The organism is Maribacter sp. TH_r10 (assembly GCF_033101095.1).
Taxonomy (GTDB): Bacteria; Bacteroidota; Bacteroidia; order Flavobacteriales; family Flavobacteriaceae; genus Maribacter_A; species Maribacter_A luteus.
In genome coordinates, this window is record NZ_JAWMPY010000002.1 from 108,286 (window position 1) to 121,253 (window position 12,968).

Annotated in this window: 4 protein-coding genes and 1 tRNA gene; 4 read left to right on the plus strand and 1 reads right to left on the minus strand. The window is 35.3% G+C overall.

Going from position 1 to position 12,968, the window contains the following annotated elements; translation table 11 throughout:
- Positions 1 to 53: 53 nt before the first annotated feature.
- Complete coding sequence (locus R3X28_RS05815; RefSeq protein WP_317663220.1) at positions 54 to 1,073, minus strand: bile acid:sodium symporter family protein; 1,020 nt, start codon at positions 1,071 to 1,073, stop codon at positions 54 to 56.
- Between the two features lie 416 nt (positions 1,074 to 1,489).
- On the opposite strand from R3X28_RS05815, the gene R3X28_RS05820 reads away from it, so the two are divergent.
- From R3X28_RS05820 to R3X28_RS05835, 4 genes are all read left to right on the plus strand, one after another.
- Positions 1,490 to 1,566 (plus strand) — tRNA-Pro (locus R3X28_RS05820).
- 767 nt (positions 1,567 to 2,333) lie between these two features.
- A complete protein-coding gene (locus R3X28_RS05825) occupies positions 2,334 to 6,512 on the plus strand; it encodes a two-component regulator propeller domain-containing protein (RefSeq protein WP_317663222.1) in 4,179 nt (1,392 codons plus the stop codon).
- A 582-nt stretch (positions 6,513 to 7,094) separates the two neighbouring features.
- Positions 7,095 to 9,773 carry a glycoside hydrolase family 3 protein gene (locus R3X28_RS05830; RefSeq protein WP_154369847.1) on the plus strand — a complete coding sequence of 893 codons (2,679 nt, stop codon included), beginning with the start codon at positions 7,095 to 7,097 and terminating at the stop codon, positions 9,771 to 9,773.
- Positions 9,774 to 9,810: 37 nt separating this feature from the next.
- Entirely contained in the window at positions 9,811 to 12,963 is a 3,153-nt protein-coding gene (locus R3X28_RS05835; protein WP_317663225.1) for a TonB-dependent receptor, read from the plus strand.
- The last annotated feature ends 5 nt before the right edge of the window (positions 12,964 to 12,968 follow it).

Here is a 12,968-nt window from a genome sequence, read left to right on the forward strand (position 1 = left end):
GAAAATTACCTCCATTTCAAATTATGTGACCTTCTGTGTGAGGAGGTGTATGGTCAACCTTTGATATCTCCACTTTTTGGTGGCTTTTTATACCAGTATGACGCTAAAATAGAGCCCGTGATATTCATCAGTGGGCCAAAAACTGCTGGGGCCAATCCCATTGTAGCGATTTTTCCGAGGGAGTTTGCTATACCCGAAGCCAAGCCTCCGTTTTGCATGCCTACCTCAATGGCAATTGTTCGTGCATCTTTTTCGGTCAATTTCATTAATCGGGCGTACCAATACCCGAGAAAGTAACCGAATAAATTATGAACTAAAACCAGAAGCATCAAAATTCCACCGATTTCCAATAAACTATCTCTTCCGGCAGCAGTTATAATAACGATTATCAAACCAATTCCCACCATGGATATAATGGGCATTAATTTGGAGAACCATTGAATGTTCTTTCCAAGAAGTTTATTGAAGAGTAAACCGGCACCAATAGGGATTATGACCATTTTCACAATACTCCACATCATGTTCAGAACATCTATTTCGATGAACTCACCTGCCAAAAACTTCATGAGTAGCGGTGTAACGAAAGGCGCCATTAGCGTAGCTATGGATGTGATCGTAATAGAAAGGGCTAAATTTGCTTTTGCCAAATAGGCCATAACGTTTGAGGCCACCCCGCTTGGTGAACATCCAATCAAAACAATTCCTGCAGCGATTTCCGGTGGAAAACCACTGAGCTTGGCCAGCAGGAACCCCATTATCGGCATAATACCCAATTGGGCGGAAACCCCAATAAATACCCCTTTAGGTGATTTGAAAATCTCTGCAAAATCATCCAAACTCATAGAGGTACCCATTCCGAACATTATGATCTGGATTAAGGGTATGATCAATGATGTTAATTTAAAAGTTCCGATTTGAATAAAATAGTAAGGATAGTAGAGGGCAATGACAACGCCGGCAAAGACCATTGTGGTGAACACATAACTTTTCAATGTTTCATATCCACTAAATCCTATGGCCAACAGCATGAAAAATGAAGTTATCAACGGGCCTAAATCGACTAAAAGTCCCATTGATAATAAAATGCAAATGATAACAATTAATAAAAGGGCAATACCAATTGAAGCGGAATAAAAATTGAATTTTCCCAAACTGTATTAACTATAGGGTTACAATTGATTACATGGAATTAGTAACTAAAGATAAATAACTAAGGAGCCAAATCACAAAATATTGGGAATTTATTTGTGTCTGTCAAGAATCTCGTAAGGCAGTTTTTTTTTAACCGCATTTCATTTTGAAAAAGTGAAACAACATATTTTCAAAGGTTATGTTCGATTGAAAAGTGAATATTTTAAATTGGTATTTCTTACTATTGAATAGTAAATTGGAACAAAGAATTCTAATGTTGTTTTGTTTTGATTATTTAAGGAACAATTATATCTTTGTCGCCCATAGAAAGCCATAATTTTTTATGGCTTTTTATTTTCGGGATGTGGCGCAGTCCGGTAGCGCACACGGCTGGGGGCCGTGTGGTCGCAGGTTCAAATCCTGTCATCCCGACCAAGTAGAAAAGTGATTTGCCAAAGCAAATCACTTTTTTAGTTTCCAATGGAGCCAAACGCTGTTTGGGCGACATGGGAAGCAAAAAAAGGCGGAAGGCGCCTGTCTCCACTTTTATATTTTCAGGGAGGGATTTTAGGATTCTGTAAATCCTGTAATCCTAACGAAGGTATATTACTTAAAATTATTAAGCCTGTAGATCATTCGGTATACTGGCTTTTTACATTTATAATAGTTTGATTAGAATTTCATAATTCTGTTAAGATAACAAATCAGAGAATGGATTTATTTTTACAAATATATTAGTCTAAATGGTGGAATTGAATATTTGGTTTTTCGGTTTGAGGGATTTTAAAAGACGTTTGACTAGTATTTGGGGATAATGCGATTTTTGACAAACGACCAAAGGCATAAAGAACAGCAATCTTCAGAATATAATGTATAGGTGGGGCACACTGGGATAAAAAAAACACACCATTAATTATGTGAAAATTAATGTCAAAGGAAAACTAACTACCATGAGATTTAAAGCCAAAATGTTATAAGGGAAGTACAGGCAATTCAGGAAAAATGGAGTAGGATAATCTATTTTTATATTGAAACTACAAATGCTAGATGGTCAACGGCCATTGACAAAATGTTAGATTGTATCTTTATTGGGTTTTGAGAGAAGATATTATATTTTAAACATGATAACAGAATTTCAATAATATTGATTAATAGCCACAAAAAATGCTACATTTAGCTCGCAATAAAAGTTAAGTTCTAGAATGATTTTTAATAGTCACATATACAGACATCTAATTTTTTACTTCTTTTTTACTTTGCAGATATGGGGGCAAGGAGGCTTTAAGGAATTCAATTTTGTTAATTTAAAAGATGGTATTTCCAAGGTAGCCGTACCTAGTATTACCCAAGATAAAGACGGTTTTATATGGATAGGGACCAACGGCGCCGGATTATATAGGTTTGACGGTGCTGATTATCTTTCTTACAAACATATACTTAACGACTCAACATCTTTAATCAGTAATATTATTTATTGTTCCCATTTGGATTATGAAAATAGATTATGGATTGGTACTGAAGATGGGCTTAATTTATATGATAGACAGTATGATAGATTTAAGAAAATCCCAATAAATAGGATAAACAAGATTAAAAATGTTTCTGTTGCCGTTAGTAGCTTGGGTTCGGATAAATCTGGCAATATATTCATCGGAACTTTTGAAAATGGCCTTTATAAATTTAATGTAGACAGTGAGATAATTGAACAAATACCTATCGATGGTGTCAATTCTGAATTAAGTTATATTAATATCAATGGTATTCAGGTAAGCGATAAAGGAAAAGTATATGCAGGCTCCAATATAGGACTTTTGGAATATGATAGTATAACCAACACTTTAAAAAAATGTTTTTATTCCTCTAAACAAGGGATTGTTTCGATAGATGAATCCATTCAGTCATTATTTTTGGATAATTCAAATAATATATGGGTTGGCACACTTGAAAATGGATTATATAGAGCGTCTATTTCAAATAGTGGTAACCAAGAGTCCTTTAGTTTAAATCATTATGAAATCACCAATAAACGAATTTTGTCAATGATTCAAATCCCCGATGGGACGTTGTTAATTGGAACTGAAAATGCTGGGTTGATACATCTAAATCAAAATGGCTCGGTAATTAAAAAATATACATTAGATAAAACAGATAAGGATAGCATAAAATCAAATTCAATTTGGTCTTTATTCGTTGATAAAAACGAAAGAATTTGGATGGGGTATTATAATAGTGGGGTAGCAGTTTATGACAAATTATATGATAAGTTTAATAGTTTGGAAAGCGTACCAGGTAACCCTAATTCCCTACAATTCTCATCTGTTACGGCTATTGAACAAGATGAAAACGGGAATTATTGGATAAGTATGGACGGTGGTGGTATAGATATTTATCACCCCAAAACGAACAAATTTGACCATATTAATAAAGCAAGCGCCAATGGTTATTCAGGGTTGACCAGCTTGGATATTCAAACCCTTTTTATTGATAGCAAGAAAAATATTTGGGCTGGCAGTTGGAATAATGGTTTGTTTTTATTGAAAAACGGTTCTAAAAAGTTTATCAATTATAATTCAGAGAATACACCTAATCTTGATGCCAATAGCATTTTAAGTATTGACGAAGATTCAGATGGAATCATTTGGATAGGGACTTTTCATGGTGGGGTTGTTAGGTATGACCCTGAAAATGAAGATTTTGTAAATCAATATATGCCACCTTTTCCAAAAAACCAATTAATTGGAAATGCCGTAAGGAAAGTGTTGGTAGATTCCAAGAATAATGTTTGGGTCGGTACTACCGAGGGGGTGTTTAGAATAAATAATGACAGAAAAACTGAATTCCAAGTCGATTTTGTTTCAAATAAAGAAGCAAATGGTAATAGAAATAAAAAAAGTGCAAACCATATATTGTCATTATATGAAAGTTCAGATGGTTCAATTTGGTTTGGTACCAGAGGCTCGGGATTATGTCGTTATACTGAGGAAAGGAAATTTCAATGGTATAATGAATTGTATGAGTTCACAGAGGAAAGTATATCGAATATTATTGAGGATAAAGAGGGGAATTTATGGGTCACTGTGAATTCAGGACTTTCAAAGCTAAATTTAAAAAATAATGAAATAACCAACTTTACATTAAACGATGGACTCTTGTCTAATGAGTTTAACTTTAATGCCGTTTATAGAGATAAGAGAGGATATTTGTATTTCGGGAATTATAAAGGAGTTGATTTTTTTAATCCAGAGGATATCAGTTTAAATAAAATCGTTCCGAAATTATACCTTACTGGGCTTAAGTTGTTTAATCAAGAAGTCTTACCAGCTAAAAAAGGTTCCCCTCTTAAGGAGGTTTTGGCCGAAACCGAAGAAATAGAACTAAACCATAACCAATCTGTTTTTACCATAGAGTATTCAGGAATAAGTTATACCAGACCGGAAAAAAACCAATATGCTTATTATTTGGAAGGTTTAGAAGAATCTTGGAATTATGTTGGAGGGTTAAGAAGTGCAACCTATACGAATTTAGATAAGGGGACTTATGTTTTTAAGTTAAAAGCAGCTAATAATGATGGTGTTTGGAATGATGAACCGTTAGAACTGAAAATAATTGTTTTGCCACCTTGGTGGAAGACCAATTGGGCCCTTCTATTGTACGTTCTGATGTTTTTCGGTGCGTCTTATGTACTGAACCTAGTAGCCCAACGGCGTATCAAAGAAAAAGAATTATTAAGAAATGAAAGAATCCAAAGAATTCAAGAGGATGAATTACATGAGAAGAAAACCCAGTTCTTTACTAATATTTCCCATGAATTTAGAACACCATTAACATTAATGATCAACCCCTTACAGGATATCATTTATGATGAGAAGTTAAAGTTGCCAGAACGGGTAAAGGAAAAACACAATGTTATTTACAAGAACGCTTATAGACTTTATAGGCTCATCAATGAATTGATGGATTTTAGAAAATTAGAGCTAAATAAAATGACGATTAAGGCTCAAGAATTAAACCTTGTTAATTTCACTAAAGAAATCATCAGCTACTTTAAGGAAGAAGCCTCTAAAAGAAATATACATTTAGTTATAGATGCGGATGTGCCAATTATTCCGCTTTGGGCTGACCAAAGTATGTTGGAAAAGATTATTTTCAATATACTCTCCAATGCCATGAAGGTAACACCAGATGGCGGAGCTATAAATATCGATATTTTATCTAAAGATGATTTATGTATCTTGCCATTGGTCGATGAAGCGAAGCCTGTTAAAGTTGTGGAAATTATTATTTCCGATACAGGTCCGGGCTTAGAAAAGAATCAAATCAATAAAATATTCGAGCGATTCTATCAGGTAGAAAACTTGAATAAAACTTACTATGGAGGAACAGGGATAGGTCTTGAGGTAGTTCAAAATTTCGTTCGGTTACATAAAGGGAAAATTGAAGTTGAGAGTGAATTGGGAGAGGGGTCTACCTTTAGGGTTCTGTTGCCAGCCGGCAAAAATCATTTTGTTGAAAATGAAATTTTTTCTGAAGTTACTACTGCGATTCCTTTGAAAGATATGTATGTTTCAGTTACAGGTTCTGAACCTTCTGGAGATGATATTTCATTAGAAGAAAAAGCGCTTAAACCCAATACTGTTTTAATAGTTGAGGATAACATTGAACTTAGGGATTATTTAAAGAATGAACTGAAGAAACATTATGAAGTTCTAGTGGCGAACAACGGTAAAGAAGGTTTGGAAAAAGCTAGAGAGGTGATTCCTGATGCGATTATGACAGATGTTTTGATGCCAGAAATGAATGGTTTTGATTTTTGTAGAATCATTAAAACGGATATTCGCACAAGTCATATCCCTTTATTGATGCTTACTGCTAAAACGAGGATAGAAGACCGAATTGAGGGGATTGGGTATGGTGCGGATGCATACATGGTAAAGCCTTTTGATATGAGGTTGTTAAAACTTCGTTTATCGCAACTAATCACAAGTAGAAAATTAATTTTTGATAAGTATTTTGGAGAAATAAGTGGAACCAAGGATTATGAAAACTCAACATCTATTGATAAAGAGTTTATTGAGAAAGTGTTAAGCTATATTAATGAAAACATGGACGATACTGATTTGAGTGTAGAATCTTTAGCAGTAGAACTAAATCTAAGTAGAAGTCAGCTTTATAGAAAAATTAAAACCCTAACTGGGCAAACAGTTAATGAGTTTTTAAGAAAAATAAGACTACAAAGAGCTAAGAAGTTGCTTGAAAGCGGAAGTGTAACTGTGGGTGAGGTTTGTTGTAAAGTTGGGTTTTCTTCACCTTCCTATTTCACTAAGTGTTTCAAAGCTTATTTTGGGATATTGCCAACAGATATAGAATCTAATACCAAATGACCTCCTCTCGTTTAGATTCCGGTCATAACTTGACAATCCGGACATGGACCTATAAAACATATTATCTGTTCCAAAACGACCCTCCTTTATCAAGCCTGTAATGTATTTCAGAATCCTGTTGGTTCTCTTATTTTTTCGTTGTTGATTTGGTGCTATGTCAAATTACTTTTTTTAGCGTACACTTAAAATTCTAATTAGGAATTTAAAGTTTTAAGATGTCCCGTTTTTAAGGAAGGTTACGCATTAGTCTTCGATAAACTGTTTGTGTTTTATATATTCTTCATGCATTTTGCATCTTTACTATAACAAATGTAGCGATCCTTGTCTCTTATGTTGCGTTTGGTGTTTAAAAGGTTCTGTTGCAACAATTCTTCTAATACTTGCTTTATAAGTCCTAGTAAAAGCTTTGGTCGCAATTTACATTTGTTAATACATTTTCAGTAATCAATAATGATAGCACCAAAAAAAGCAAAAAATAGAATCTGGATAGAGGTCTTGATTATAATATTTATGTTGTTTTTACTTTCACTTATTTTCGATTACTTATAAAGAATCATCCCTAGTTTTAAAGAACCTTATAAAATGAATTTTAACAGAAATAGAGGAACACAATTTGTGGTTTGTTTGGCAAGCTTTCGTTTGATTTTAGTCATCGCATTGCTATTCTTTTCTTCATGCACAACAAATGAAAAAGAGGTCCCCTCTTACGAATTTAAGTTTCAAGATCCATCATTGAAAATTGAAGAACGTGTCCAGGATTTAATACATCAAATGACGCTTACGGAGAAAGTTTCCCAAATGCGTTATGATGCTCCTGCAATTGACAGGTTGGGGATTCCTGAGTACAATTGGTGGAATGAATGTTTACATGGGGTTGCGAGAGCAGGTGAAGCTACGGTTTTTCCCCAAGGTATTGGTATGGGTGCTACTTGGAACGCACCTCTTCTTTTTGAAATGGGTACAGCTGTTTCTGACGAAGCTAGGGCAAAACACTATAAATTCATTTCTGAAGGTAAAAGGGGTATTTATCAAGGTTTGACATTTTGGACACCGAATATCAATATTTTCAGGGATCCAAGATGGGGACGTGGACAGGAAACTTATGGTGAAGACCCATATTTGATCAGTAGGATGGGTGTTAATTATATAAAGGGACTACAAGGGGACGATTCTAAATTTTTGAAAGTAGTAGCAACGGCAAAACATTTTGCCGTGCATAGCGGACCGGAAAAATCAAGACATGAGGATAATTTCCAAACTTCTGACAAAGATTTGTTTGAAACCTATTTACCTGCGTTTGAAGCTGCCGTAAAAGAAGCCAATGTGCATTCCGTAATGTGTGCTTACAATCGTTTTAGGGATGAAGCTTGTTGTGGTAGTAATTTATTGTTACATAAAATTCTACGTGATGATTGGGGCTTTGATGGGTATGTGGTTTCCGATTGTTGGGCGATTAATGATTTTTGGGAGCCTGGGAAACACGAGCTTGTAAAAACCCCGGAAGAGGCAAGTGCTTTGGCTGTTTCTAGAGGAACGGATTTGAATTGTGGAGATTGTTATGACCCTAATTTGAAAGAGGCAGTCCTTAAGAAAATGGTAGATGAGGATAAAATAGATTTGGCACTCACTAGATTGATGACGGCGCGCTTTAAATTAGGGATGTTCGATCCCGAGAAAGACGTAAAATGGTCAAAAATCCCGTACAGTGTTGTTGCTAGTAAAGGACATTATGATTTGTCAAAGAAAATCGCGAGAGAATCAATGGTTTTGTTGAAAAACCAGAACAATATACTGCCGTTAAACAAAAATGTAAGATCCATTGCCGTAATAGGACCCAACGCAAATTCCAAACCAGCTTTGTTAGGCAATTATAACGGCACACCAAATAATTACAACACACCATTAAAGGCAATTGCCGATAAGTTACCCAGTGCTACTATAAATTATGCATTAGGAAGTGATATAGCCATTGGTTGGCCCATGCTCCATACCATACCATCTTCAGTACTTAGAAATGGTGCAAGTAAAGGGTTGAAAGGCGAATATTTTAAAAATAGAAATTGGGAAGGAACTCCAGAACTCATTAGAAACGATAGCGTAGTTGATTTTATTTGGACGTTGGAAAGACCTTTGGAAAACTTGAATGCAGATGATTTTTCAGCTAAATGGACAGGGCAATTGGTGCCAAATGAAACAGGAAAATATAGAATAGGCCTTAGGGCAGGTAGTGCCGGTAAATTATATTTTGATAATGAATTGAAGTTTGAATTTAGTGACGACCATAGGCCAAAAACCGAATATTTTGATATCGATTTAAAAGAAGGGCAGATCCATGACATCAAAATAGAATATTACAACTATCACGTAGATCCCCAAGCGCAATTTGTGTGGGCCAAAATGGACCAGGATTTATTAACGCCGGCTATTGATGCTGCCAGAAAATCCGAGGTCGTGGTGCTCTGTTTGGGATTGTCCCCAGATATTGAAGGTGAAGAAATGCCCGTTCAATTAGAAGGTTTTGATAAAGGTGACCGATCAGAAATCAAACTTCCTAGAACTCAAATTGAGTTAATGAAAAAAATCCAAGCATTAGGCAAGCCAACTATATTGGTTTTAATGAACGGCAGTGCCTTGGCCGTTAATTGGGCAGCAGACAATGTTCCAGCCATTTTAGAGGCCTGGTATCCTGGGGAATTCGGCGGAAATGCAATTGCAGATGTTTTGTTTGGTGACTATAACCCTGCAGGTAGACTGCCTGTAACTTTTTATAAGTCTGTGAATGATTTGCCAGATTTTAAAAATTACAATATGGAGAACAGAACCTATAAATATTTTAAAGGAGACCCATTGTTTCCTTTTGGCCATGGTCTAAGTTATACGAATTTCACATATTCGAATTTAAATATTCAAGATATGGTAAGTACCGGTAGTGATATTGAAGTGAGTGTTGAGGTTAAAAATACTGGAGCTATTGATGGGGATGAAGTAGTGCAATTGTACATTTCCCATGAAGGTAGGCCAAATGAAGCCATAAGGACTTTGGTGGCTTTTGAAAGAATTCATTTAAAAGCTAACCAAACAAAAAAACTAAAATACTCAATAAGTCCAACACAGTACGCTATAATTAATGCAGATGGTAAGTCTAAATTGGAGGCTGGTGTTTTAGTGATAAGCATAGGAGGAAAACAACCAGGTTTTAAAGGTCTTTCAGATACTAATTCAACAAGTGTTTTGACAAAAAGAATATCATTGAAACAATGATTTAAATTAACTTAATTAATAACTCAAACTATTTAATATGATAAAATTAAAACTATTAGGTATTGCATTCGTAATGTTATGTATGCAAAATGCCTTTTCACAGGTTAAAACGGTCACTGGTTTAGTTACAGATGAGGCAGGTGTTCCGATGCCCGGGGTAAATGTTCTTATAAAAAACACTACAAATGGAACCTCAACAGATTTTGACGGAAAATATGCCATTAACGATGTAAAAGCAAATAGTGTACTTGTTTTTAGTTATTTAGGATTTGCAACTCAAGAAATCCCTTTTATCGGTAAGAATGTAATGAACATTACTTTAATGGAAGATGCATCGAAATTGGATGAAGTAGTATTGATTGGTTACGGTACTTCTAAAAGAAAAGATTTAACGGGGGCTATTGCCTCTGTTTCCGCAGATGAGTTAAAAGATCAGCCTTTTTCTTCTGTTGACCAAGCCTTAACCGGTAAAGCTGCCGGTGTTACGGTTTCTCAAAACTCCGGAGCTCCAGGTGGCGGTGTTTCAATTAAGATTAGAGGTATAACTTCACTTTATGGTAATGAGCCTTTATATGTTATAGATGGTACTCCAATTTTTGCAGATAGAAATAATACATCTTTAGATTTGGGAGCAGCTACAGGAGGTGGTTCTGGCCAAAATGTAAATTCAGCTTTGTCCGGTTTAAATATGTCCGACATTGAATCTATTGATATTTTAAAGGATGCATCGGCCACGGCCATTTATGGGGCAAACGGTTCAAATGGTGTAGTATTGATAACAACAAAAAAAGGTAAAAGAGGTAAAGCTACCATTTCTTTCGATAATTATACGGGTATTCAAAGTGTTGCCAAATACTATGACATGATGGATTTGCAGCAATATGCCCAATATACAAGTGATTTATTGAAATCAGATAATAGGGATGTTCCTTTTATATTTAAAGATCCCAGTTTGTTGGGTAAAGGTACAGATTGGCAAAAGGAAATTTTTAGAAGTGCTCTGGTTACAAATAATCAACTTGCGGTTTCAGGTGAAAAAGACGGAACACGATATTATACGTCCCTAGGCTATTTTAAGCAAGAAGGTGTTATTGTAAATACCGATTTTGAGAGAATTTCGATGCGTTTGAATATAGAGACAAAAGTTAATGATTGGTTTAAGATAGGAAACAATATATCCTTGAGTAATGTTAAGCAACGTATAGTGAAGAACGACGATAGGGGAGGTATCGTTTCTTCGGCTTTACGTTTAAGTCCTTTAGTTCCAGTTAGGTACCCAGACGGCAGTTATGGTGCTCCTGGGGGTGGCGTAAATGGTGCCTCGAACAATTATGAAGCGGTAAACCCAGTAGCCTATTCGGAATATGTTAACAATCTGGATAAAAAATTCAAAATAAACGGGAATTTATTCGCAGAGATTTCATTCTTGAAACATTTGACTTTTAGAAGTGAATTAGGATATGATTTGAATGCTGGGGACGGAAGGGTATTTATTCCAACATATGATAACATAGGTACAGCTGCAAATGAAGTGAACTCCTCGCTTAAACAGCAAGATCAAGGTTATTATTGGACGGCCAAGAACTTTTTAACATACAGCCAGGCCTTGGACAAACATAATATAAATGTAGTTTTAGGTCAGGAAAGGCAAAAAAGTAATTTTGAGTATTTAAGAGGTTCTAGAAGGGATTTAGAAGGGAATAATGAATTTGATAATTTGGTATTGGGTTTAAAATCGACCTCAGAGGTAGATAACCAAAGCTACGCGTGGGCCATGCAATCGTACATTGCAAGAGCCAACTACAACTATGATAGTAAATATTATTTAACTGCTTCTATGAGGGCTGATGCGTCTTCAAATTTTGGGCCAAATAATAAATGGGGTTATTTTCCAGCAATTTCAGGAGCATGGACCATTTCAAATGAAAATTTTATGAAATCTTCATCAGGTCCCATAAATTATTTGAAATTACGAGCTGGGTATGGAGAAGTAGGTAACCAGAACATTCCTAGCTTTTTATACCAAACACAATTTGCTGCAGTTCCTTCATCAAGTGGACTATCCTATGTTTACACTGTAGATGGCAACCCAGATATTAAATGGGAAACTTTGAAATCAACGAATATTGGTTTGGAAATCGGTTTGTTGGATAATGCCATTAGATTGGATCTAGACTTATATCAAAAGAAATCCTCAGATTTATTAATTCAAAGACCAGCTGATGATAGAACAGCAGGAAGGGTTCTGCCATATGAGAATGTAGGTGAAATGCTCAATAGGGGTATTGATATAAAATTGAACACAAGAAATTACGAAACAGATGATTTTTCATGGAATTCCACTTTCATATTTTCAACATACACCAACGAATTGACCAAATTCTATGATGGTACAAAACCGTTGACAGCCAATATTCCACAGTCAGATGGCGAATTATTGTATAGCTATGTTGAAGAAGGAAAATCATTAGGTCAAATTTACGGTTATGTTACAGATGGTATTTTCAGGACCCAACAAGAAGTTGATGAAAGCGCCGTTCAAGTTCCAGGTAAAACTAGTGTAGGTGATATTAAATTCAAAGATTTAAATAACGATGGTGAAATTACACTTGACGACAGAACGTATATAGGATCGGCTCTTCCAAAATTCACTTTTAGCGTAAACAACAACATTAATTATAAGGATTTTGACTTAAGTGTTGTGGTTAATGGATCTTATGGTAACAAAATATATAATCAAAATAGGTTTTATACAGAAGCATTGCGTTTCTTGGGAGAAAATCAATCCACTGATGCCCTAGATCATTTTGTCGTGAATTATTTACCGGATGGTGTTACTTTGGATGATGCTGCGAATATTGCCCAAAACACCGATATCCCAAGAATTGATTTAGCGAACGGTAATTCAAATACACGTGTTTCGGATCGCTTTGTAGAGGACGGGTCCTACATTAGAATCCAAAACATTACTATGGGTTATAACTTAAGTCCTGAGTTTTTAAGTAAAACTAACCTCTTTACGAAAGCTAGACTTTACCTTTCAGGACAGAATTTATTCACTTTCACCAAGTATTCCGGTCTAGATCCGGAAATTGGAAGCAGAAATTCGGATATAAGGTTTGCAGGTTTAGACGTGGGTAGATACCCATTGGCAAAAACAATAACCTTAGGTGTTAATCTAACATTTTAATAAAG